The organism is Sphingomonas sp. Leaf412 (assembly GCF_001425405.1).
GTDB lineage: Bacteria > Pseudomonadota > Alphaproteobacteria > Sphingomonadales > Sphingomonadaceae > Sphingomonas.
This window is the reverse complement of sequence record NZ_LMQP01000002.1, coordinates 109,094-131,870: the sequence shown is the minus strand read 5'-3', so window position 1 is coordinate 131,870 and position 22,777 is coordinate 109,094. Positions and strand designations below refer to the sequence as shown.

The window sequence follows — 22,777 nt, the reverse complement described above, 5'->3', positions numbered from 1 at the left end:
GATTACCCGATTTGAAACGCGGGCAGGCGGCGTCCGACGCTAATCGTGGTCCAGGACGTCCCGTACCTTCGCCGCCAGATCGTCGATGCCGAACGGCTTGGCCAGGAAGTTGGTGCCCGGATCGAGCGTTCCGTGATGGACGACGGCGTTGCGGGTATAGCCGGTGGTGTACAGCACCTTCAGCCCCGGCACCCGCGGCACGGCGGCGTCGGCCAGCTGGCGTCCGGTCATCCCGGGCATGACGATGTCGGTGAACAGCAACGTCGCCCCCTGCCCCGCGTCGATCATCGCCAGCGCCTCCTCCCCATCGCCGGCATGGACGACGGTGTAGCCCAGCTCGCGAAGCGCCTCGACGGTGAAGTTGCGCAGCCGCGCCTCGTCCTCCACGACCAGGATCACCTCGTCGGGCGACCCGCCGCGCATGTCCGCCGGGACGCGGCGGGACTGCGCCGGGGGGGCGTCGCCGAAATAGCGCGGCAGGTACAGCTTGACCGTCGTGCCGTGCCCGACCTCCGAGTAGATCTTCACATGCCCGCCCGACTGGCGGACGAACCCGAACACCTGGCTCAATCCCAGGCCGGTCCCCTTGCCCACGTCCTTGGTCGTGAAGAACGGCTCGAACGCCTTCTCGATCACCGCGGGGGTCATGCCGGTGCCGCTGTCGGTCACCGCGATCATGACATACTGCCCTGGCTGGATGCCCTCGTCCGCGGCGTACCGTTCGTCGATGTGTGTATTGCCGGTCTCGACCGTCATCCGCCCGCCGTCGGGCATCGCGTCGCGCGCGTTGACCGCCAGGTTGACGACGACATTCTCCAGCTGGTTCGGATCCGCCTTCGCGCGCCACAATCCCGCGCCGAGCACGGTTTCCAGCTGCACCCGCTCCCCCAGCGTCCGGTCCAGCAATTCGGCGATGCCGCCGATCATCGCGTTCGCATCGATCGGCTCGGGCGCCAGCGGCGACTGGCGGGAGAAGGCCAGCAACCGCTGCGTCAGCGTCGCGGCGCGCAACGCACCCTCCATCGCGGCATCGGCATATTTGCCGACGTTCATGTCGCCGCGGTCCAGGCGGCGCTGCATCAGATTCAGCCCGCCGATGATGACCGCCAGCATGTTGTTGAAGTCATGCGCGATCCCCCCGGTCAGCTGGCCCACCGCCTCCATCTTCTGCAACTGGCGCAGCTGGTTTTCCGCGAGCGTGCGGCCCACGGTCTGGTCGCGCAATTCCCCGGCCTGAAGCGCCAGTGCGTCCTCCTGCTGGCCGACGCGCTGTTCCAGCCGGATCGTCGCCTCCGTCCGGTCGACCGCCAGCATCGTCAGTTCGGCGACCTCGCGGATCAGCGCCAGATCGGTGGCGGACCACGCGCGTACCTCGCCTGCGTGCAGGAACATGCCCCCGACGAACCGCCCCCCGCGCATCAGCGGCTGGCACACCCCCGCGACGACCCCGTCCCGTGCCAGTTCATCCAGTCCCCCGCCGGGATCGTCGCGCGCGTCGGGATAGGCGAGTGTAATACCCTGTTCGCGACACGCCCGGATGCGCGCGCCGAAACGGTCGGCGGGCATGTCGCCCACGATCGGCGCCAGGCGGCCGTTGGTCCAGCACGGGCCGTGGCGCACGCGACCGTCGGGCAGGCTGCGGTAGAAGCCGACGCGATCGACGCCCAGCCGCGTTCCCAGCGCCTCCAGCGACAAGCGCAGCAGCGCCTCCGGCTCCGTCAGGCTGCGTTGCCGCGCGGTGAGGTCGACGATGAACTCGCGCTCCTCCTTCGCCGCCTGCAATGCCGCGACCGCACGCCGACGCTCGGTGATGTCGAAACTGACTCCCGGAAAGCGAAGGCAGCGCCCGTCCGCGTCGTAGACGCCGCGGCCCTGCGCGGACACCCACCGTTCCGCGCCGGCCTGGCCGAGCAGGCGATATTCGGAGGCGAAGACGGTGCCGGTCGCGATCGCGTCCTGGATCTCGCCCTCCACCCGCGGCCGGTCCGCGGGGTGGACGCCGTCGAAGAAGGCGGAAACCGGCGCGCCCGCCGCGGCATCGTCGGGGTCGAGCCCGTACAGCAACGCGAACCGGCCGTCCGCGGTCACCCGGTCCGCGACCACGTCCCAGTCCCAGACCCCGATGCTGTTCCCCGCCGACAGCGCGAGGTGAAGCCGCTCGTCCGCGGCGTGGCGCGCCTGTTCCGCCAGCACGCGCGCGGTGGTTTCCTGCGTGACGCAGAACAGGCCCGCGATGGCGCCGTCCTCGTCCCGCACGGGGGAATAGGTGAAGCTCCACCAGCTTTCCTCCGCCACGCCCCGTCGCCGCAGGTCCAGCTTCATGTCGGTGACGCCGACGCCTTCCCCGCGGCGCGTCGCATCGACAAGCGGCCCGATATCGTCCCAGATATCGCCCCACAATTGCGCGAACGGCCGTCCCATCGCGCCGTCCGCGCGCACGCCCAGGATCGGACGATAGGCGTCGTTGTAGAAGGAGTTGAGGTCCGGCCCCCACGCCAGGAACATCGGCGTCGGGCAGGCCAGCATCATCGTCACCAGCGACCGTAGCGAGGCGGGCCAGCCGTCCGGCGGCCCGACCGCCAGGCGCGACCAGTCGCACGCCAGGATTTCTCGGCCCACGGCGGTGTCGCCCAGGCTGTCGATCAGGCCGTTCGGGAAGGCGGTCATGGACGAAGCAGGGTTCCCCGGGGCATCGGCCGCCGTGGCGCCCCCATCGATCAGGATCGTCCGCGACCCGGATAAAGTCAACGCGGCAACGACTTATCCGGATCATGTTGGGTCTTGTCGCCTGCGAGCGCGGTCCGCAGGCGGCGGACGTCGCGACTGAGCGTGCCGAGATCCGGCAGATCGATGCCCGCGCGCGCCACGAGCGTCTCGCCCAGGCAGCCGCAGGCGGCGCGCAGGGCGCGGCCGCGCGGCGTCAGGCGGACGTCGACGCGACGTTCGTCCTGCGTATCGCGGCGGCGCGCGACGAACGCCGCGGCCTCCAGCCGCTTCACCAGCGGCGTGACCGTGCTGGAATCGAGCGACAAGCGCTCCGCGATCCCGCCGATCGTGCGGCCGTCCTCCTCCCACAAGGTGTGGAGGACGAGATATTGCGGATAGGTGATGCCCAGTTCGTCGAGCATCGGCTTGTACACCCGCTGGACCGCCATCGAGGCGGCGTAGAGCGCGTAGCAGAGCTGGTCGTCGAGCGGCAGCGGCGGGGACATGCGGCAGAAACTCCGTGGCGCGGCGTGCGTATCACGAAATCGTTTATCGCGACATGTTTTGCTGGACAGCCGATCGCCGCGCCGGTACGAACTATGTATCGCGACAAATGTTATCGCGATGTGCAGGAGGCCGTCATGTCCGTCGACGTCAAATATCGTACCACCGCCCACGCCGTCGGCGGTCGCGACGGCCGGGCCGCCGTCGACGACGGCTCGTTCGACGTGAAGCTGTCGACGCCGCGCGAGCTGGGCGGCGCGGGCGGGACGGGATCGAACCCGGAGCAATTGTTCGCGGCGGGCTATTCCGCGTGCTTCATCGGCGCGCTGAAGGTCGCGGGCGCGCAGCTGAAGACGAAGGTACCCGACGATACGAAGGTGACCGCCACGGTCGGTATCGGTCCGCGCAGCGCGGGCGGGTTCGGCATCACCGCGGACCTGGTCGTCGACCTGCCCGGCCTCGACCGCGCGGAGGCGGAGAAGGTCGTCGCGCTGGCGCACGAGATCTGCCCTTATTCCAATGCCACGCGCGGGAACGTGGACGTGGGGCTGACGATCGCCTGATCCGAAGCCCTTGCGCCGGATGCGCCGGCCCGCGATGCTTCCGCGAAACGAGGGAGAGAGCGGGCATGGCGCATTTCGGCGACCTTCAGACGGCGATCTACGGCGCGGGCCTGTCGGGGATCATCCCCGAATGGCCGGTCGATTTCGCGACGCTGCGTGCGCGTGCGGAGGCGGCGATGCCGACGCACGTCCTGAACTACGTCCAGGGCGGCTGCGGCGACGAACATACGCAGGACGAGAATGCGCGCGCCTTCCGCCACTGGGGCATGGTGCCGCGGATGATGGTCGACACGACCACGCGCGACCTGTCGGTGCGGGCGTTCGGGATGGACCTGCCCTCCCCGCTGTTCATGGCGCCGATCGGCGTGACGGGAATGTGCACGCAGGACGGGCACGGCGACATCGCCGCGGCGCGCGCCAGCGCGACGACCGGCGTCCCGCTGACCGCCTCCACCCTGTCGAACGACCCGCTGGAGGATGTGAAGGCGGCATGCGGCGACGTGCCCGCGATGTTCCAGCTGTACACCCCGCGTAATCGGGATGTCGCCGCCAGCCTGATGGCCCGCGCGGAGGCCGCGGGATACGCGGCGATCGTCGTCACGCTGGACACCTGGGTCACCGGCTGGCGCCCGCGCGACCTGAACGTCTCGAACTTCCCGCAGCTGCGCGGGCACGTGCTCAAGAATTACTTCGTCGACCCCGCCTTTCGCGCGCTGCTGGCGAAGCCGCCCGAGGACGATCTGCGCACCGCCATCGGCACGTGGGGCGCGACGTTCGGGAAGGTGCTGACGTGGGACGACATGGCATGGCTGCGCTCGCTGACGACGCTGCCGATCGTGCTGAAGGGCATCTGCCACCCCGACGACGCGCGGCGTGCGATCGATAGCGGCGCGGACGGCGTCTACGTCTCCAACCACGGCGGGCGGCAGGCGAACGGCGGGATCGCGGCGATCGACATGCTGCCCGCGGTCGCCGATGCGGTCGCGGGTCGCGTACCGGTGCTGTTCGACAGCGGCATCCGCTCGGGCAGCGACGTCGTGAAGGCGGTCGCGCTGGGGGCGGACATGGTCGGCGTGGGGCGGCCGTACAGCTACGGCCTGGCGATCGGCGGGGCGGAGGGTTGCGCGCATGTGCTGCGCTGCCTGCTGGCGGAGGCGGACCTGCTGATGGCAGTCGACGGCTGGCCGACGCTCGCCGCCGTGCGGGAGGCCGGGGCCAGGCGGACGGATCGATCCTAAAGCCCCTCCCCTTCAGGGGAGGGGTTTCTCAGCTGTCCCTGTTCGACCTACAGCCCCACCACGCCATTCCCGTCGACCTTCGTGATGACGATCGTCGACGACCGCGGGCGGCTCGTTCCCTGCTGGCCGGACTGGGTCGCGGGCCAGCTGGAGGTGATGTTCGACGGGCCGCCGTTCTCGCCGGGATGCTGGATATTCACGAACAGCGACTCGCCGTCGGGGGTGGAGGTGATGCCGGTGATCTCGCACTCCTTCGGCCCGACGAGGAAGCGCTTCATCCGCGCACCGGGCGCGGCGCCGATGCGGGTCGCGACACTGCTGGTCGCGCCGCCGAGGTCGTTCGCGACCGTCCGCGCGCCGCCGTCGCCGACGCGGCCGGGCAAGGCGGCGAGCATCTGGTTGTTGGTGACGTCGGTGTACGATCCGTCGTCGGTCTGCACCCACAGCAACGGGTTCACCTGGCCGCTGGGGTTCGTGGCCGCGCCGAACCACAGGCCGTCGGGCGAGGAGAAGTCGTTGTCCGCGGACAGGGACGACAGGTTGATGTTGGCCGCGGGCAGATCCTCCCCCGCGCCGAACACGTACACGTCCCAGGTGAAGGCGGTCGCCTCCGTCGTGTCGCCGTTCTCGCGCAGGCGCACGATATGGCCGTTGACGTTGCCACGGCCCGCCGACCGGCCGTCGGTCTTCGGATCGGTATAGGCGCGCGGGTTCGCCGGGTCGGCGGTGGCGGCGGTGCGCGAACTGTTGTTGGTGAGGGTGCAGTACATCTCCCCCGTGGCGGGGTTCACCGCGGTCCATTCCGGCCGGTCCATCCGCGTAGCGCCCAGCAGGTCGGCGGCGATGCGGGTGTTGATGAGCACGTCCGCCTGATCGACGAAGGCGAAATCCGCGTTGGCGGCGGTCAGCGGGCCCTGACCGAAGACCAGCGGCAGCCACCGGCCGGTGCCGTCGGCGTCGAACTTCGCGACGTACAGGGTGCCGGCGTCGAGATATTTGTCGCCGATCGCAAGGCGATCCGCCGCGGTCGCATCCGCCGCGGACCAGGCCGCGTTCGACACGAACTTGTAGATATATTCGTTCTGCGCATCGTCGCCCATGTAGAAGGCCGGTTTCACGCCCGCGACGGTGCGGCCGATCCAGCAGCCCTCGTGGTTCATGCGGCCCAGCGCGGTACGCTTTCGCGGGGTGGAGGCGGCGTTGTACGGGTCGATCTCGACCACCCAGCCGAACTGGTTGGGTTCGTTCCGGAAATCCTGCGTCGCGGCGCCCGTTCCCGCGGTCGCGTTCCAGCGCGCGAAGCGGGTGTCGCCCGCGGCGGCGGGGACGACGCTGGCCCACAGGTAATTGCCCGCCCGCCCCTCGGCGATGCCGTAGCGCGCGAGACTGCGGTTCTGCTTCGCGGTGCGGCGCGCCGCGTCGCCGGTGTCGCGGCGGAAATAGCCCGCCCAATTCTCCTCGCAGGTCAGGTACGTGTTCCACGGCATCTCGCCGTTGGCGCAATTGTTGATCGTGCCGCGACCGCGCGTGGCGTCGGGCGAGAAGACGGTCGCGAGCGCGGCATTGCCCCGCACCGGTCCGTTGAAGACCATATCCGTATTGGGCGTGATGCGACGGTTCAGCGCCGACGCCTGCGCATAGCTCCACGCCCCCGATGCGGCGCGATTGACCTCGATCACCGACACGCCGTGCGCCTCGATCTCCTTGATCGCCTCCGCCTCCGGCCGCACGCCGCCGGTGACCAGGTTCGTCGGACCGTTGGCGTGGAGATAGCTTTCGGTGATGTTCTCGTGGTTCATCACCAGCAGGCCGCGCGTGTTGCTGAGCGCCGGGGCGGCGGCGGCGGCGGCCAGGCCGAAATAGCTCATGCCGTCGTGATGGTCGCCCGCGCGGCGCGCGAAATCGGTGTCGCGGCCGTCGTTGGCATAAGCGGAGACGCCCGCCGCGATCGGATCGCCCAGGCGGTAGAGGATTGTCACCGCATAATTGGCGGGGACGGTGACGATGTCGTTCTTGTTCTTCGTCACCGCGGCGAAATCGAGCGTCGCGGGCGCGACCGTGACGGTCGAGCGCGCGCTGCTGGTGCGGCCGTTCAGCGTCGCGGAAAATTCGAACACCAGCGGCGTCGCGGCGGCGACCGCGGGGGCGACGAAGCTGACGGCGTTGCCCACGGTCGTGGTCGTGACCGCGGGGCCGCCGACCTGCGTGAAGCTGGTGGTCGCGGCATTGTCGCTGGCCTGCGGGGTCAGCGTCACGCGCTTGCCCGCCGTCGTCGACACGTCCTGTCCCGCGGTCACCACGACGGGGGCGCGGCCGGCGCCGTCCTTGTCGTCGCCGCACGCCGCCAGCAGGCTGGCGCCGAACGCCGCGGTCGTCATCGCGCTGAGCCCGCCGAACAGCGCCTGCCGCCGCGAGTAACGCTCGGAAACGATGTCGGAAAGGTGCGGGTTGGACGCGCGGTTGGTATCGATATCGCCGTCGTCGTAGGCGAGGATGGTCGTCGTCATGTGATGTCCCCCGATAGGCCGTTGCCGCGGCTTTGGCGGCGATGTGCTGCACCGCGGTTGCAATTGCGCGACGCGGGCGTGACGCGGGCGTTGCGGTTTTGTGGCAGGGGGCGCGCCCTTCCGTTCGGGCCGAGCCCTTCGACAGGCTCAGGATAAACTTCGGCGCGAAAGCGCCGAAGTCGAAGCCTGAGCGTTGCGCGTGCCCCTCGACATCGCTCGGGGCGAACGGTGATCGGCGCAGCGGTCCTTGACCATCGCGCACGATGCCGCTAACGGCCCGCCCAAGCGTCGGCCCTGCGGCCGGCGCTCCGTCCGAGACAGTGGGTGGCCTTTCGGGGCCTTAATGTCCCGCCGAGACGGGGAGCAAGGCATTCGATACCGGCCCGTTGCGACGAGTCGGTCCGCCGCCATTCCCCATCGTTGGACTTCAGCAACCGGGCACGCCCGCCTTCGGGGTGGCGTGTCCATGTACGTGGAGAATGGCATGGATCGTGACCAGAAGACCCAGGCCGTCGCCGAACTGAACCGCACCTTTTCCGAGGTCGGCGTGGTGGTCGTCACCCGCAACCTCGGCATGACCGTCGCGCAGTCCACCGACTTGCGCAACAGGATGCGGGACGCCGGCGCGACCTACAAGGTCTCGAAGAACCGGCTTGCCAGGATCGCGCTGGACGGCACCGACTACGGCTCGCTGAGCGACATGCTCACCGGTCCCGTGGCGCTGGCGACCTCCGTCGACCCCGTCGCGGCCGCCAAGGTGGCCGTGGACTTCGCCAAGACGACCGACAAGTTCGAGATCGTCGGCGGGGCGATGGGCGCGACCGCGCTCGACCTGGCAGGTGTGCAGGCACTGGCGACGTTGCCGTCGCTGGACGAGCTGCGCGCCAAGATCGTCGGCCTCATCGTGGCACCCGCCACGAAGATCGCCACGATCGCGCAGGCGCCCGCAGCACAGCTCGCGCGCGTCCTGTCGGCCTACGCCGAGAAGGAAGCCGCCTGATCCGTCAGGCCAAGCTGGTTTTATATTCGTCGAAACGATGGGGGCGCGCGTCGCCTCCGGCACAATGGAGAAGTTATCATGGCAGACCTGAACGCGCTCGTTGAGAGCCTGAGCGAGCTGACCGTCCTGGAAGCGGCCGAGCTGTCGAAGCTGCTTGAAGAGAAGTGGGGCGTTTCGGCCGCGGCAGCGGTCGCAGCGCCGGCAGCGGGCGGCGGCGCCGCCGCCCCGGCGGTCGAGGAGAAGACCGAGTTCGACGTGATCCTGACCGGCGACGGCGGGAAGAAGATCAACGTCATCAAGGAAGTCCGCGCGATCACCGGCCTGGGCCTGACCGAGGCGAAGAGCCTGGTCGAGTCGGCGCCGAAGGCCGTCAAGGAAGGCGTGAGCAAGGACGAGGCCGAGAAGGTCAAGAAGCAGCTGGAAGAAGCCGGCGCAACCGTCGAGCTGAAGTAAGCCGCACGATCGGGCGGGCCGCGACGGGATATCCTCCCGCCGCGATCCGACGGACGACGAAAGGGCGGTCCCGCGCGGGGCCGCCCTTTTTTTGTGTCCGTTGCCCCCGCGGACCGGCGCGGTCCGTTGGGACGGTGCCGATGCCCTTTCGCGCCGGCCATTTCACGGGAAGCACGACATGGCGGACGAAGCGAAGCACGGCGACGACGACACCGCCGCGACGGCGATGGAAGAGCGCGCGACGGAAGAGAAGCAGCCGGGCAACATCCTGGCCGGGGTCCAGCCGGAGAATGCGCCGGACCGGGAAGACAAGACGGAGCGGCGCGAGGACTGACGTCCGCCGCCGCGGGGTGGCGATCGCTAGAACGCCACCTCGCCGCGGTAATTCCCCGCCTCCGCGTATCGGCACACCAACACGTCCTCTTGCGCGCCCCGCGCCACCGCGCAGCCGACCTGCCGCGTCGCGCGCCACATCAGCTGGGTGTAATGGCCCACGTCGGCGACGCGGCCCGTCATGCTGTTGTCGGGGAACACGCCCGGCTTGAACCAGCGTTTCTCGCGTGCCCAGGCGTCGACCATCGCCTCGGGCGAGAAACGGCCGCGCGTGCCCGCCCACAGATTCTCCCCCATCGGATCGCGCGGATTTTCGGGCGCGTGGTGGAAGGCCCCCCGCGCGGCCAGATCGTCGGCCCAGCGGCGCGCCGAAACCGCCAGCGCGGGTTCCCAGCGCAGCGGCGGCAGCGCGCGCGTGGCGCGTTCGACGTTGTGCCGCGCCAGCAACCGCTCCTCGATCCCCGCGCTCGCGCCCGCAAGCAGCGGCGCGGCGGCGAGCGGCAACAGCATCCGGGCGAGCATAGGGACCGATCCTCCGCAATGACGGAGGATGGTGTGGCCCGCGCATCCTGTCGGCGCGGTTGTGGAGGCTGGTTAAGCGGCGGTTGACCGTGTCGGCGGCAGGATGACCACCGGATCGCCGTGCGCGACGACGGCGAACAGCTTCTCCGCGAAGGCGGGCGGTACGCCGATGCAGCCATGGGTCGCGCGGCCGCGCCGCACGTCGCTGGCATGGATCGCGACCCCGTCGCCGGTCAGCCGCAGCATGAACGGCATCGCGGCGTCGTATAGCGAGGACCGGTGGTCGCGCGCCTTCTGCATGATCGGGAACACTCCGCTGGGCGTCGGCTTGCCATCGGTGCCGTACAGGACCACCGCGGAGCCAATCTCTTCCCCGTTGCGGAAGACGGACACGATCTGCCGCGACAGGTCGACCTGCACCCACACCGGCCCCGAACCGATGCCCGCGTCGTCCCACACATAGTCGCCATAGTGCATCGTCTGCCGCACGTTCAGCAGGCTCGCGACCCGGCGGCGCGATCCGTCCGGGGCGGTCAGGACCGGCTGCCGGTCGCGCGGATAGCGGACGCGTGCCTCATCGCCCGGCGCCGGGGCGGGCGGCACCGCCTCGAACGCCGGCTCCACTCGCGAAGCGGCGAGGCGGGGACCGGCGAGGAACAATCCGGTAACCGCGACCGCAGCGGCGATCGCCGCGAGGCTACGCCACCCCATGCGCACGACGCGCGACACGACGTCGCGACGCCGCACCGATGCCGAAGAAACCGATCAGCAGCATCGCCCAGGTCGCGGGTTCGGGCACGCCGTCGCCGCCGCCCCCACCGCCACCGCCGCCTCCACCGCCGCCGCCGCCGCCGCCGCCGCCGATCAAGCCGCCACCACCGCCGGGCAGGCCCGCGATCGGCACGCCGCCGATGAGGTCGCTACCCGGGGGTGCCGCGACGAAGGGGATGATGGGCGTCGCATCGACCAGGTCGATCGGCACCGCGCCCGGCTCGCCCGCCTCGGATACCGGCGCGCGATCGCGGATGCTGGTCAGGACGCGTTCCGTCGGCTGACGCGCATCGGGAACCGACGAATCGGAATAGGCGAGTTTGCTATCCGTCAGCGCGCCACCGTCGCGCGCGCCCGGCGAGCGTGCGGCGAACAGGGCGGCGGGATCGGTCACGACCTGCGCGACCCGTCCCACGGCCGCACGCGCCGCGGACATGCCGCGGGACGAGACGAGGCCCGAATTGGCGACCGTCACCCCGATGGCCAGCGTACAGGCCGCCACCACCGGAAGCCTTCTGCGCCAGGGTTTGCGACCCGTCATGTCCCCGAATTCCCTCCAAACGCAGGCACATCTGCGTACCTTGCCTGTCCTACACGAGAAACGTCCATGGCACGAGGATGGTTGCAGTTCCGTAACGCCGCCGTCACATGCCCCCGGTCTATCCGCGCAACCGCTCCGCAAGCCAGGCGATCAGCGCCTCCACCCGTGCGGGACGCAGCGCGCTGGGCGGTGTCAGCAGATGCAGGTTCACCGGCGCGGGCGCCCATTCGTCCAGGATCGTGACCAACGTACCGCGCGCCAGTTCCGCATCGACGATGAACGCCGGAAGCCGCGCGATCCCCAGTCCCGCGAGCAGTGCCGGGACCATCGCATCGCCGCTGTTCGCGGACAGCGGGCCCTGCGCGCGGACCGCGATGTCGCTGCCGTCGGCGCCGCGGAAACGCCATGGCCCGGTGACATTGGTGTAGCCCAGCAAACGGTGATCGGACAATTGCGACGGATGCGTGGGCGTCCCCGCGGCCGCCAGATAGGCCGGCGCGGCGACCAGATGCGCCTCGATCTGGCACAATCGGCGGGCGCGCAGACTGCTGTCGGGCAGGTCGGCGATCCGCAACGCGACGTCGAACCCCTCCGCCACGATGTCGACCCGTGCGTCGGACAGGTGCAGCTCGATTTCCACCGCCGGATGCGCGACCAGGAAGCCCGCGACCAGGGGCGCGACATGCGCCACGCCGAAGCTCATCGGCGCGGCCATCCGGATGCGGCCGGCGGCGACGGTCGCGCCCGCCCGCGCGCTTTCCTCCGCGGCCAACGCCTGCGCCACGATCGCGCGCGCATGATCGGCCAGTCCCGTCCCCGCCTCGGTCAGCGCGAGCCGGCGCGACGTGCGGTGGAACAGCGACACGCCCAGCCGTCCCTCCAGCCGGGATACCGCCTTCGACACCGTCGCCTTGCTGACCCCGATCGTCTCCGCCGCGCCGCTGAACGATCGCGCGTCGGCGACCGCCGCGAAGATCGCCCATGCTTCCAGGTCGGGGAGATTCATGCCGGATTTCTATGACGCGAAACGATACGTTTCAATCGTTTCCATTTTCCACGCGCCGCGGGTCCCTATGTTGGTCGCGACAAGGAGGCCGCCATGATCGACACCGATACCCGCCCCACCACCGCCCGCCCCAGCACCGGTCGCGCCGACGCCGGCGTCGACCGGCGCGCATTCGATACGCTGGGCCATGCCGATCACGGCTGGCTCGACGCGCGTCATCATTTCTCCTTCGCCGGGTATCACGATCCCGCCCGCATGGGCTGGGGCGCGATCCGCGTGTGGAACGACGACACGATCGGCGCGAAGAGCGGCTTCCCGCCGCATCCGCATCGCGACATGGAGATCATCACCTACGTCCGCAGCGGCGCGATCACGCATCAGGATTCGCTGGGCAATACCGGTCGTACCGAGGCCGGCGACGTGCAGGTGATGAGCGCCGGATCGGGCGTTCGCCATGCCGAATACAATCTGGAGGACGCGCCCACCACGCTGTTCCAGATCTGGATCGAGCCGGCACGCGCGGGCGGCAACCCCAGCTGGGGCGCGAAGCCGTTTCCGAAGGACGACCGGTCGGGCCGGTTCGTGACGCTGGCGTCGGGCTTCCGCCCCGACATCGACGAGCAGGGCGCGCTGCCCATCCGCGCCGATGCGCGGGTCATGGGCGCCACGCTGAAGGCCGGTGAGACCGTGACGCATCAGGTCGGTGACGGTCGCCACGCCTATCTCGTCCCCGCGACCGGGGTGGTCGACATCGACGGCGTGCGTTTCGACGCCCGCGACGGTGCCGCGCTGTCCGGCGGGCGGACCGTCACGATCACCGCGATCGACGATGCCGAACTGGTCCTCGTCGACGCCGCCTGACCCTCGATCGCCCGTATCCCTCCACTGAAGGAAACTCCCATGACCAAGGTTCTCGTCCTCTATTACTCCTCCTACGGCCATATCGAGCAGATGGCCGACGCCATCGCGGAAGGCGCCCGCGCGGGCGGCGCGGAGGTGGATATCCGCCGCGTCGCCGAAACCGCGCCCGCGGACGTGGTGAAGGCCGCCGGTTTCAAGGCGGACAGCGCGCATCCCGAGATCGAGGGTCCGGACGCGCTGGCGGGTTACGACGCCATCGTCGTCGGCGCGCCCACGCGCTACGGTCGGATGCCCAGCCAGATGGCGGCGTTCTGGGACACCACCGGCGGATTGTGGATGAAGGGCGCGCTGGTCGGCAAGGTCGGCGGCGCCTTCACCTCCACCGCCAGCCAGCATGGCGGGCAGGAGACGACCCTGTTCTCGATCATCACCAACCTGCTCCACCACGGCATGACGATCGTCGGCCTGGATTACGGTTTCCAGGGGCAGATGGGCGTGGACGCGGTCAAGGGCGGCACCCCCTATGGCGCCAGCACGATCGCGGACGGCGACGGCAGCCGCCAGCCGTCGCAGGTCGAACTGGACGGCGCGCGCTATCAGGGCAAGCGGATCGCGCAGACCGCGACGAAGCTGGCGTAGCCCGGACGCCCCCGGCGCAGCGGTACCCCGGCGGGGACCCGGCCTGCGCCCGGGAAACGGGCCGTCCCGTCACCGCTTGCGCTTCGGCATCCGGCACTTGCCGCGGCGACACTCGGGCGGGGGAATCGCCCCCATGTAAACCGGCGGCGCGGACACGGCGCGCAGGATGACCGCGGTCGATACCGGATCGACCGCGGGGTTCGCGGCGAAGTCGCGGCGTGCGCGGGCGAACAGCGCGCGCGCCTGCGCCGCCCCCGGCGCCGCGGCGGTCGCCCCGACCCAGCGCCAGTGCCACGGTTCCCACTTCACGTTCTGCGCATTGCCCGCCGGGAACGACATCTCGAACCCGTATCGGGGCGCGTTGGCGGACAGCCAGCGGAACGCGGGCGTCGCCGCGATGCACGCCTCCGCATCGGGACAGCCGGAGCGGCGCGGACGGAAGGCGAAGTCGAGCGCATAGCCGGTCGCATGTTCGCTGTGCCCCGGCGGTGCGACCGACAGGGCGCGCGTATCCGACGCGGTCGCACGCTCGGCGCAGAACACGCCCTGCTGACGCGCGATCGAACGATGGCACGACAGCGCCAGGATGCGCCCGCCCACCGCGGGGTCCGCCGCCGCGGCCGCGAGCAGCCGTTGCAGATCGGGCACCACCGCATGCCGCAACGAACAGGCGGACGTCGCGAGGTCCGACGGAAGCGCCGCCAGCTCCCCCGGCGCGACGTCGCCATAGGGCAGGTGGTTCAGCGCGCGCCCGTCCGCCGCGATCGGGGTGTTCGTCGAATCGCACAATTGCGCCTGCGCCGGGGCGGCGGCCAGGAGCGCGGCGGATACGAGCGCTTTCCACCACGCCCCGCGAGTGGCAAGGACGCGCGCATGTTGCAGGAACGAATTCTCTTCCTCGATGGCGAGGCCATGGTGCTGGACAAGCCCGCGGGGCTGCCCATCGATCCGCCGCGTGACGGCGCGATCAGTCTCGACAATCATCTCGCCTCCCTGACGTTCGGCTTCCATCGCTGGCCCGTGGCGGTCCACCGGCTGGACCGCGATACCAGCGGTTGCCTGCTCCTGTCGCGTAATCCCAAGGCGCACGCACGGTTCCAGCAGGCGTTCGAGGGCGGGACGGTGGAAAAACGCTATGTCGCGATCCTGGACGGCGTGCCCGCGGGCGAAGAGGGCACGATCGACCTGCCGCTCGTGAAGGTGTCCAGCGTGGAGGCGGGCTGGCGCATGACCGGCGACGCGAGGAAGGGGAAATCGGCGCGGACGCACTGGAAACTGCTGCGCGTGCTGGAGGGCCGCGCGCTGGTGGAGTTCCGGCCCGAAACGGGGCGCACGCATCAGATCCGGGTCCACGCGCTGGAGGGGTTGGGCGCCGCGGTGGCGGGCGACCCCTTCTACGGACAGGCCCATGCCGGGGGCATGATGCTCCACGCGCAATCCCTGCTGGTCCCGCGCGGGACGAAGGAGCCGGTCAGCGCACAGGCGCCGTGGCCCGACCGCTTCACCGCGCTCGGCTTCGCCGAAGGCTGACGACGCCGGTCGATGGTCGCCATCCCCATTACCCGCGCGATCGCGATCGACAGCGACGAACTGGTCGAGACGTTCACCCGGTCCGCCGGTCCGGGCGGGCAGCACGTGAACACGACCGACAGCGCGGTCCTGCTGCGCTTCGACGTCGCCGCCTGCCCCACCCTGCCCGATGCGGTGAAGCACCGGCTGGCCCTGCTGGCGGGATCGCGGATGACGCGCGACGGCGTGCTGGTGCTGCGCAGCGAGGGGTCGCGGTCGCAACTGCTGAACCGGCAGGAGGTCAGGACGCGGCTGATCGACCTGATCCGCGAGGCGACGATCGTGCCGAAGAAGCGCCGCCCGACGAAGCCGACGCGCGCGTCGCAGGTACGCCGCGTCGACGGCAAGGTGCGCCGGTCCGCGGTAAAGGCCGGACGGGGCAAGCCGCGCGACTGACGCGCGCGGTCAGTCGTCGCCGGAGCGAAGCTGTTCCAGCCGCGCCACGACCGCATCGGCCAGGTCGCGCAGCATCGCCGCCTCCTGCGGCGACGGCGGGTCGCGCGGCCGGTCGTCCAGCACGCACAGGACGCCCAGCGCCATCCCCCTGCGATCGTACAGGATCGCGGCGGCGTAGAAGCGATGCGTCGCCAGTTCGCCGCTGACGTAGGGGTTGCCCGCGAAACGGCGGTCCTGCGACAGGTCCGGGACGCAGAACGCGGGCTGCCCCGATGCCAGCGCATGACCGCAGAAGGACATGCGGCGGCTGTAGATGCCCATCTCCACCCCGGTCGCCGCCACCAGATGCTGGTAGTCGCCCTGCACGATCGACACGAGGGACGTGCTGGCGCGCATCCGGTCCTTCGCCTCGACCGTGATCGAGCAAAGGACAGGATCCCCCGTCGCCTCCAGCGCGCCCGAGCGGGCCACCGCCCGGCAACGTTCCGCCTCGTCCGCGATGGTAGGCGGCATTTCATAGAAGGAAATGCTCATGCCCACGCCATCCGATTGAATTGGAATGACAATCGATAAACGATCGGAATCTGTCCAGCACCCATCGCCGCTATTTCTTACAAGTCGCCGTCGTGTTCTTACAAAGTGCCCGGGAAAGTCACATCGCGGGCACCATCGGCGCGTCCGTACCAGTCATCAGGCGTTCGCCGCGCGAATATGTCCCTACCAGCATTCCGGCGGCAAGCACACGCCCGCGGATCGCCTCCACGAATTCGGAACGGCCCGGCGTGGCGCCGATGTCGGGGACTTGCGACAGCGCGAACAACTGGAAGACATAGTCGTGGCTGCCGTGCCCGGTCGGCGGGTCGGGCGGCAGCCAGCCTTCGCGTAGATAGCTGTTGCGCCCGACGTCGCGGCCGTCCGGTGCCCCGTCGCCGTCCGCGCGGATCGCGCCTTCCGCGATCGTCCGCTCGTCCGCGGGCAGGTCCCACAGGATGGCGTGGACGAGCGGCTGCGGCGACGGGGCGTCGGCGTCCTCCACGATCAGCGCGAGACCCGCGGTCCCGGCGGGCACGTCGCCCCACACCAGCGGCGGCGAGACGCCCGCGCCGTCGGCGGTGAACCGTTCGGGCAGACGCGCGCCGTTCCCGAACGCGGGACTGCGCAGGTCCAGCTCCGCGTCGCCCGCGAAGCCGTCCTGCACGATCACCAGCTTCGAATGCCCCGCGCGCACATCATGCAGCAGGGCGCCGAGCCAGTGGGGAACATGTTCGAGCATCCATCGATCCCTTCACGCAACACGTGGGGTCAACCCACAACGGCGACAGGGGTTTCGCATCCCCCCTTCCCCGCGGTCGACCGCCGCCCTACCTGACGCTTCATGTACGTCTTCGACATCGCCGCCGGCACCCGCGCCGATCTGTACCGCGACCTGTCCGCCGCGCTCGATGCACTGACCGCCGACGAACCCGACGCCATCGCGAACATGGCGAACGCCGCCGCGCTGCTGTGGCAATATCTGCCCGACCTGAACTGGGCGGGTTTCTATCGCATGGTGGACGGCGAACTGGTGCTGGGGCCGTTCCAGGGGAAGGCCGCCTGCATCCGCATCCCGCTGGGCAAGGGCGTGTGCGGCACGGCGGCGGCGGAACGGCGGACGCAGCGCGTGGCCGATGTCCATGCCTTCCCCGGTCACATCGCCTGCGACGCGCAAAGCGCCGCCGAACTGGTCGTGCCGATCGTGGTCGGCGACCGGCTGATCGGGGTCCTCGACCTCGACAGCCCCGTCGTCGGCCGATTCGACGCGGAGGACGAGGCGGGGTGCGAGGCGCTGATGTCCCTGCTGGCACCCCGGCTATAGTATAACTGTCCCTGTCGTCCCGAACCGGGACTGTCGCGTTGCTTTCGCACGACCGGGTGCGAATGGTACGCAACCGGTCAAGAAAGCGCGCATCGCGCGCGGCATGACATGGACAGGGGATTTCACATGCGGACCATGATGCTGGGGGTTGCGGCGATCGCCCTGAGCGCCACCGGCCTCGCCGACGCGCAACCGCGCCAGGGCGCGGGCGCGAACGGATGGAACCGCGGGCACGCCGGGGGCGGCGCGCGCTGGGGCGGGCGGATCGGCGGACGCTGGTGGGGCGGGATGCGCGCCCCCGGCGGCTGGGGCGCCTATCGCCGGCCGGTGCGCGGCTGGACGCTGCCCAGCTACTGGATCGCGCCGACGTGGTACGTGTCCGACTGGGGCCGCTACGGCCTGCCGCAGCCGCCGCAGGGGTACAATTGGTCGCGTTACTACGACGATGCGGTGCTCGTCGATGCGCGCGGGTCGGTCTACGACAGCGTCGGCGGGGTCGGCTGGGACCGGTTCGACGCACCGGACGCCGACTACGGCTATGACGATCGGGGCTACGGCCCGGCCGCGCCGCGCCTGGCCTATCCCACGCGCGACGCCGACGACGGCGTCGGCGGTGCGGCGATCGGCGGCGTCGTCGGCGGGCTCGCGGGCGCCGCGGTCACGGGCGGCGGCCTCGGCGGGACGTTGATCGGCGCGGGCGCGGGGGCGCTGGCGGGACTGGCGATCGACCGATCGGATCGCGCCGGCCGCGTGCCGGTCGCGCCGCGGCCGCGCTACGACGCGCCTCCCCCGGCGCCGCGATACGGCGCGCCCTATCCGCCGCCGCCCGTACGCGGCGGCCCGGTGGTCCGTCACGACGCCCCCCCGGTGGTGGCGTATCAGGAGGGCAGCTACGGCGGCGATTATGCCGGCACGACCTATTCGGGCACGACCTATTACGGTGCCCCGCCGCCGCCCGCCCATCGCCCCGCCCCGATGCCCGCGCCGGGCGCCGGGTACGGCGCCTATCCGGGATACCCCGGCACGACCGTCCTGCCGAACGGCGTCGTGGTCAGCAGCACGCAGGCTTTCGCCGGCGGCGGCTACATCGCCAACGGCTATTACTGGCCGCCCGCGACGATCACCACGGTCACGGTCCATTCGGGCGGTGGGGAGATGTACGAGGAGGTGTACGAGGAAGCCGCGGTGCGGCACGCGAAGGGCCGCCGCTACACCAAGGGCTGCCGCTGCTGATCCGTCGTCGCGGGCGTCGCGTGGATATCCGCCCGCGACGGCCGCAGGGGCCGACCGTCGGCCGGGTCATCAGCTGACCCGGTCGATCGCCTCCCGGTCCAGCCCGCCGGGCACGATCATCAACGGCACGGTCAGCGTCCCCGCCTCCGCCGCGAAATGGCTGACCAGGTCGCCCGGCGCCCCGCTCGCCGCGGCGCCCAGCACCAGCGCGGCGATCTGCGGATCGGCGGCGATCATCTCGCGGATCACCTTCGCCCCGTCGCCGTCGCGCACCGTCACGGTCGGGCGCAGCCCCGATTCCTCCAGCAGCGTCCCCGCCGCCTTCGCCACCAGCCCCTCGGCATGGCGGCGCTGTTCGTCCTCGATCGTCGCCTGCACCCCGCCGAAGGCGATGAATTCCTGCGGCGGGATCAGCGCCAGCACCTCCACCCCGCCCCCGGTCTTGACCGCCCGGCGCGCGGCGAAGCGCAATGCGGCCTCGGCCTCTGGCGTGTCGTCGATGACGGTCAGGTAGATGCGCATGATGGCGTAACCCTGCCCCCCGCGACGCGTCGGCGCAAGGGCGGCGGACTTGACCCCGCAAGCCGGGCACGCGAGAGACGGCGCTCCCCAGGAACGCCCCCGAGGATCGTGATGCCGATCGAGATCAAGATGCCTGCCCTGTCGCCCACCATGGAGGAGGGGACGCTCGCCAAGTGGCTGGTGAAGGAAGGCGACACGGTGAAGTCCGGCGACATCATGGCCGAGATCGAGACCGACAAGGCGACGATGGAATTCGAGGCGGTCGACGAAGGCACGATCGGGAAGATCGTCGTGGCCGAGGGCACCGACGGCGTGAAGGTCGGCGCGGTGATCGCGACCCTGCACGGCGATGACGAGGAAGCCGGGGGCGAGGACGGCAAGACGACGCCGGAACCCGCCGCGAAGGAGAGCGAGGCGAAACCCTCCCCCGCCGATCCGAACACGGACGGTAGCGAGGCGAAGCCCGCGAAGGAGGACGTGTCCGATCATGGCAAGCCCGCCGATCCGACGAGGGAAAAGGCTCCCGCCCCCGCGCCGCGCCAGGACGGTAACCGGGATGGCGACCGCGTGAAGGCAAGCCCGCTGGCGCGCCGCATCGCCGCCGACAAGGGCGTCGACCTGTCGGCGGTGCAGGGCAGCGGCCCCAACGGTCGCGTCGTGAAGGCGGACGTCGAGGGCGCGCAGCCCGGCAAGTCGCCCGCGCCCGCCGCGACCGCGGAAGCGCCCGCCGCCGCCGCCGCCGCCGCGCCGGCCAAGCCCGCCGCGATCCCCGATATCCCGCACGAGCTGACCAAGCTCAGCAATATGCGCAAGACGATCGCGCGCCGCCTGACCGAATCGAAGCAGCAGGTGCCGCACATCTACCTGACGGTGGACGTGCGCCTCGACAAACTGCTGAAGCTGCGGACCGAGCTGAACGCCGGGCTGGAAAGCCGCGGGGTGAAGCTGTCGGTCAACGACCTGATGATAAAGGCGCTGGCGGTCGCGCTGGTGCAGGTGCCCAAGTGCAATGTCATGTTCACGCCCGACAACCTCGTCACCTTCGCACGCGCCGACATCTCGGTCGCGGTGTCGACGCCGGAAGGGCTCATCACGCCCGTCATCACCGACGCTGATACCGCGACGCTGTCCAGCATCTCGACGCGGATGAAGGACCTCGCCGCCCGCGCCCGCGACAAGAAGCTGAAGCCGGAGGAATTCACCGGCGGCACCGCCTCGATCAGCAACATGGGCATGTACGGGATCAAGCAGTTCGAGGCGGTCATCAACCCGCCGCAGGGCATGATCCTGGCGATCGGCGCGGGCGAGAAGCGGCCGTGGGTGATGGAGGAAGGCGCGCTGGGCGTCGCCAGCATCATGTCCGCCACCGGCAGCTTCGACCATCGCGCGATCGACGGCGCGGACGGCGCGCAATTGATGCAGGCGTTCCGCGAGCTGGTGGAAAATCCGCTGGCGATGCTGGCCTGAGGGACGCCCGCATGACGCGGATGACGATCGATCCGATGGCGAGCGAGATCGCCTGGGCGCTGCTGGCGCTTGGCATCACCGCTTTGGTGTTCGCGGGCGCGGCGTGGAGCTATCCGCAGGGACGCGAGACGATCTGGACCGTGGGAGCGGCGACGATGGTTGCGGTGGCGCTTCTGTCGGCGCGGGATGTGCGGCGGGTGCGACATGACTGAAGCGATTGCCACCCGCGATCCCGCGCTGCGCGTCACCGCGATGCCGGCGGACGCCAACGCCTATGGCGACATCTTCGGCGGATGGTTGATGAGCCTGATGGACTCGGCCGCCGGACTGGTCGCCGCACGGCGCGCCAAGGGGCGCGCGGTGACGATCGCGATGGACGGGATGAAGTTCCTGTCGCCGGTCCACGTCGGCGACGAGGTGAGCGTGTACGCCGAAGTGGTGAAGGTGGGCCGGACCTCGCTGACCATCGCGGTGGAGGCGCATGCCCGCGACCGCCACCGCGAAACCACCCGCAAGGTGACGGAGGCGGATTTCACGTTCGTTGCGATCGACCGCGACCGGCGCCCGCGCCCGGTCGACGCCTGATACCCCAGGAGACTGACAGTGGCTGACACCTACGACCTCATCGTCCTCGGCTCCGGCCCCGGCGGCTATGTCGCCGCGATCCGCGCTTCGCAGCTCGGGCTGAAGGTCGCCATCGTGGAGCGCGAGCGGCTGGGCGGCATCTGCCTCAACTGGGGCTGTATCCCGACCAAGGCGCTGCTGCGGACGAGCGAGATCTATCATTACATGACCCACGCCGCCGATTACGGGCTGAAGGCGGACAATATCGGCTTCGACCTGGCCAAGGTGGTGGAGCGCAGCCGGAAGGTGTCGGGACAGCTCAACGCGGGCGTCAAGGGCCTGATGAAGAAGCACAAGGTCGCGGTGCACGAGGGTGTCGGCAAGCTGCTCGGGAAGGGCAAATTGGCGGTCACGCAGGGCGACAAGACCACGGAACTGTCGGCGAAGCACATCCTGATCGCCACCGGCGCGCGGGCGCGCGACCTGCCGTTCGCGAAGGCGGACGGGAAGCGTATCTGGACGTACCGCCACGCGATGGTGCCCGAGGTCATGCCGACGAAGCTGCTGGTCATCGGATCGGGCGCGATCGGGGTGGAGTTCGCCAGCTTCTACAACGACATGGGCGCCGAGGTCACGATCGTGGAGATGCTGCCCCGCATCCTGCCGGTCGAGGACGAGGAAGTCAGCGCCTTCATGGAGAAGCGGCTGACCAAGGACGGCATCCGCATCGTCACCGGCGCGGGCGTGGAGAAGATCGAGACGTCGGCCACCGGTGTGAAGGCCGCGATCAAGGGCAAGGATGGCAAGGTCGCGACGGAGGAGTACAGCCACGTCGTCGTCGCGATCGGCATCGTCCCCAATACCGAGGAGATCGGTCTGGAGGCGCTGGGTGTCGAAACCGAACGCGGCCACGTCAAGGTCGACGGTTTCGGGCGGACGAACGTGGAGGGCATCTACGCCATCGGCGACGTCACCGGCGCGCCGTGGCTGGCGCACAAGGCGAGCCACGAGGGGATCGTGTGCGTCGAGAAGCTGGCGGGCGAAAACCCGCATCCGTTCGAGACGTGGAACATCCCCGGCTGCACCTATTCGCGCCCGCAGGTCGCCAGCGTCGGCCTGACCGAGGCGAAGGCGAAGGAAGCCGGGCACGCGTTGAAGGTCGGGAAATTCCCCTTCATCGGCAACGGCAAGGCGATCGCGCTGGGCGAGGCGGACGGCTTCATCAAGACCGTGTTCGACGCCAAGACCGGCGAATTGCTGGGCGCGCACATGGTGGGCGCGGAAGTGACCGAGCTGATCCAGGGCTATGTCGTCGCGCGCCAGCTGGAGACGACGGAGGCGGAATTGATGGAGACGGTGTTCGCGCACCCGACGCTGTCGGAGATGATGCACGAGAGCGTGCTGGGCGCGTACGGGCGCGCGGTGCATATCTGACGTTTCCCCGCGAAGACCGGGGTTCAGATGGAGCGGCCGTGGTAACGAAGCGGAACGCACCTCACGACGGGCATTCCGTCGAGAGCCCGGCCT

At 70.1% G+C, this 22,777-nt stretch carries 26 protein-coding genes; 15 read left to right on the top strand and 11 right to left on the bottom strand.

Going from position 1 to position 22,777, the window contains the following annotated elements:
* Positions 1-39 precede the first annotated feature (39 nt).
* Both ASG29_RS05035 and ASG29_RS05030 read right to left on the bottom strand, forming a co-directional pair.
* On the bottom strand, positions 40-2,667 hold the full coding sequence (locus ASG29_RS05035) for an ATP-binding protein (protein ID WP_055981188.1): 2,628 nt from the start codon (positions 2,665-2,667) through the stop codon (positions 40-42).
* A gap of 77 nt (positions 2,668-2,744) precedes the next feature.
* Positions 2,745-3,212, bottom strand: coding sequence for a MarR family winged helix-turn-helix transcriptional regulator (locus tag ASG29_RS05030; RefSeq protein ID WP_055981186.1), 468 nt, complete (start codon positions 3,210-3,212; stop codon positions 2,745-2,747).
* Between the two features lie 135 nt (positions 3,213-3,347).
* On the opposite strand from ASG29_RS05030, the gene ASG29_RS05025 reads away from it, so the two are divergent.
* Both ASG29_RS05025 and ASG29_RS05020 read left to right on the top strand, forming a co-directional pair.
* Positions 3,348-3,773, top strand: coding sequence for an organic hydroperoxide resistance protein (locus ASG29_RS05025; protein WP_055982232.1), 426 nt, complete (start codon positions 3,348-3,350; stop codon positions 3,771-3,773).
* 65 nt (positions 3,774-3,838) lie between these two features.
* Complete coding sequence (locus tag ASG29_RS05020; protein WP_055981183.1) at positions 3,839-5,011, top strand: alpha-hydroxy-acid oxidizing protein; 1,173 nt, start codon at positions 3,839-3,841, stop codon at positions 5,009-5,011.
* A gap of 47 nt (positions 5,012-5,058) precedes the next feature.
* On the opposite strand, the gene ASG29_RS05015 is transcribed toward ASG29_RS05020, so the two are convergent.
* Positions 5,059-7,518, bottom strand: a complete 2,460-nt coding sequence (locus ASG29_RS05015) for a PhoX family protein (RefSeq protein WP_055981180.1) — start codon at positions 7,516-7,518, stop codon at positions 5,059-5,061.
* Positions 7,519-8,002: 484 nt separating this feature from the next.
* Between ASG29_RS05015 and rplJ the strand changes: the two genes are divergently transcribed.
* From rplJ to ASG29_RS16635, 3 genes are all read left to right on the top strand, one after another.
* A complete protein-coding gene (gene rplJ / locus ASG29_RS05010) occupies positions 8,003-8,518 on the top strand; it encodes a 50S ribosomal protein L10 (RefSeq protein WP_055982229.1) in 516 nt (171 codons plus the stop codon).
* 78 nt (positions 8,519-8,596) lie between these two features.
* Positions 8,597-8,971 carry a 50S ribosomal protein L7/L12 gene (rplL, locus tag ASG29_RS05005; RefSeq protein ID WP_055981177.1) on the top strand — a complete coding sequence of 125 codons (375 nt, stop codon included), beginning with the start codon at positions 8,597-8,599 and terminating at the stop codon, positions 8,969-8,971.
* 178 nt (positions 8,972-9,149) lie between these two features.
* A complete protein-coding gene (locus ASG29_RS16635; RefSeq protein WP_156457896.1) occupies positions 9,150-9,305 on the top strand; it encodes a hypothetical protein in 156 nt (51 codons plus the stop codon).
* 26 nt (positions 9,306-9,331) lie between these two features.
* On the opposite strand, the gene ASG29_RS05000 is transcribed toward ASG29_RS16635, so the two are convergent.
* From ASG29_RS05000 to ASG29_RS04985, 4 genes are all read right to left on the bottom strand, one after another.
* Entirely contained in the window at positions 9,332-9,826 is a 495-nt protein-coding gene (locus ASG29_RS05000; protein ID WP_055981174.1) for a CAP domain-containing protein, read from the bottom strand.
* Positions 9,827-9,898: 72 nt separating this feature from the next.
* Positions 9,899-10,573: a L,D-transpeptidase family protein gene (locus ASG29_RS04995; RefSeq protein ID WP_235532782.1), complete on the bottom strand. Its 675-nt coding sequence runs from the start codon at positions 10,571-10,573 to the stop codon at positions 9,899-9,901.
* Positions 10,524-11,138, bottom strand: coding sequence for a PEPxxWA-CTERM sorting domain-containing protein (locus tag ASG29_RS17180; protein WP_200932370.1), 615 nt, complete (start codon positions 11,136-11,138; stop codon positions 10,524-10,526). The genes ASG29_RS04995 and ASG29_RS17180 overlap by 50 nt, the downstream gene beginning before the upstream one ends.
* Positions 11,139-11,256: 118 nt before the next feature.
* Positions 11,257-12,144 (bottom strand): LysR family transcriptional regulator, encoded by an 888-nt coding sequence (locus ASG29_RS04985; RefSeq protein WP_055981168.1) that lies wholly within the window; start codon positions 12,142-12,144, stop codon positions 11,257-11,259.
* Between the two features lie 93 nt (positions 12,145-12,237).
* On the opposite strand from ASG29_RS04985, the gene ASG29_RS04980 reads away from it, so the two are divergent.
* Positions 12,238-13,005 carry a pirin family protein gene (locus ASG29_RS04980; protein WP_055981165.1) on the top strand — a complete coding sequence of 256 codons (768 nt, stop codon included), beginning with the start codon at positions 12,238-12,240 and terminating at the stop codon, positions 13,003-13,005.
* A gap of 39 nt (positions 13,006-13,044) precedes the next feature.
* Complete coding sequence (gene wrbA / locus ASG29_RS04975; protein ID WP_055981162.1) at positions 13,045-13,644, top strand: NAD(P)H:quinone oxidoreductase; 600 nt, start codon at positions 13,045-13,047, stop codon at positions 13,642-13,644.
* Between the two features lie 69 nt (positions 13,645-13,713).
* On the opposite strand, the gene ASG29_RS04970 is transcribed toward wrbA, so the two are convergent.
* Complete coding sequence (locus ASG29_RS04970; RefSeq protein ID WP_235532781.1) at positions 13,714-14,433, bottom strand: M15 family metallopeptidase; 720 nt, start codon at positions 14,431-14,433, stop codon at positions 13,714-13,716.
* Between the two features lie 84 nt (positions 14,434-14,517).
* Between ASG29_RS04970 and ASG29_RS04965 the strand changes: the two genes are divergently transcribed.
* A complete protein-coding gene (locus tag ASG29_RS04965) occupies positions 14,518-15,174 on the top strand; it encodes an RluA family pseudouridine synthase (RefSeq protein WP_055981160.1) in 657 nt (218 codons plus the stop codon).
* A 12-nt stretch (positions 15,175-15,186) separates the two neighbouring features.
* On the top strand, positions 15,187-15,609 hold the full coding sequence (gene arfB / locus ASG29_RS04960) for an alternative ribosome rescue aminoacyl-tRNA hydrolase ArfB (protein WP_055981157.1): 423 nt from the start codon (positions 15,187-15,189) through the stop codon (positions 15,607-15,609).
* A 9-nt stretch (positions 15,610-15,618) separates the two neighbouring features.
* Here arfB and ASG29_RS04955 read toward each other — a convergent pair whose 3' ends face one another.
* Positions 15,619-16,143, bottom strand: a complete 525-nt coding sequence (locus tag ASG29_RS04955) for a GAF domain-containing protein (protein WP_055981154.1) — start codon at positions 16,141-16,143, stop codon at positions 15,619-15,621.
* Positions 16,144-16,261: 118 nt separating this feature from the next.
* Positions 16,262-16,882, bottom strand: a complete 621-nt coding sequence (locus ASG29_RS04950; RefSeq protein ID WP_055981151.1) for a YbhB/YbcL family Raf kinase inhibitor-like protein — start codon at positions 16,880-16,882, stop codon at positions 16,262-16,264.
* 102 nt (positions 16,883-16,984) lie between these two features.
* Between ASG29_RS04950 and ASG29_RS04945 the strand changes: the two genes are divergently transcribed.
* Together ASG29_RS04945 and ASG29_RS17175 are read left to right on the top strand one after the other, a co-directional pair.
* Positions 16,985-17,464 carry a GAF domain-containing protein gene (locus ASG29_RS04945; protein ID WP_055981148.1) on the top strand — a complete coding sequence of 160 codons (480 nt, stop codon included), beginning with the start codon at positions 16,985-16,987 and terminating at the stop codon, positions 17,462-17,464.
* Positions 17,465-17,590: 126 nt separating this feature from the next.
* Entirely contained in the window at positions 17,591-18,697 is a 1,107-nt protein-coding gene (locus ASG29_RS17175; protein WP_055981145.1) for an RcnB family protein, read from the top strand.
* A gap of 69 nt (positions 18,698-18,766) precedes the next feature.
* On the opposite strand, the gene ASG29_RS04935 is transcribed toward ASG29_RS17175, so the two are convergent.
* Positions 18,767-19,219 carry a universal stress protein gene (locus tag ASG29_RS04935; protein ID WP_055981142.1) on the bottom strand — a complete coding sequence of 151 codons (453 nt, stop codon included), beginning with the start codon at positions 19,217-19,219 and terminating at the stop codon, positions 18,767-18,769.
* A 111-nt stretch (positions 19,220-19,330) separates the two neighbouring features.
* Here ASG29_RS04935 and ASG29_RS04930 point away from each other — a divergent pair, with 111 nt between their 5' ends.
* From ASG29_RS04930 to lpdA, 4 genes are read left to right on the top strand one after another with little or no spacing between them, the layout of a single operon-like run.
* On the top strand, positions 19,331-20,686 hold the full coding sequence (locus tag ASG29_RS04930) for a pyruvate dehydrogenase complex dihydrolipoamide acetyltransferase (protein ID WP_055981139.1): 1,356 nt from the start codon (positions 19,331-19,333) through the stop codon (positions 20,684-20,686).
* Between the two features lie 11 nt (positions 20,687-20,697).
* The gene (locus tag ASG29_RS04925; protein ID WP_055981135.1) at positions 20,698-20,898 is read left to right on the top strand and encodes a hypothetical protein; all 201 of its coding nucleotides are present in this window, start codon (positions 20,698-20,700) and stop codon (positions 20,896-20,898) included.
* A complete protein-coding gene (locus ASG29_RS04920) occupies positions 20,891-21,271 on the top strand; it encodes an acyl-CoA thioesterase (protein WP_055981132.1) in 381 nt (126 codons plus the stop codon). Before ASG29_RS04925 ends, ASG29_RS04920 begins: the two co-directional genes overlap by 8 nt.
* An 18-nt stretch (positions 21,272-21,289) precedes the next feature.
* Positions 21,290-22,684 carry a dihydrolipoyl dehydrogenase gene (gene lpdA, locus ASG29_RS04915; protein ID WP_055981129.1) on the top strand — a complete coding sequence of 465 codons (1,395 nt, stop codon included), beginning with the start codon at positions 21,290-21,292 and terminating at the stop codon, positions 22,682-22,684.
* The last annotated feature ends 93 nt before the right edge of the window (positions 22,685-22,777 follow it).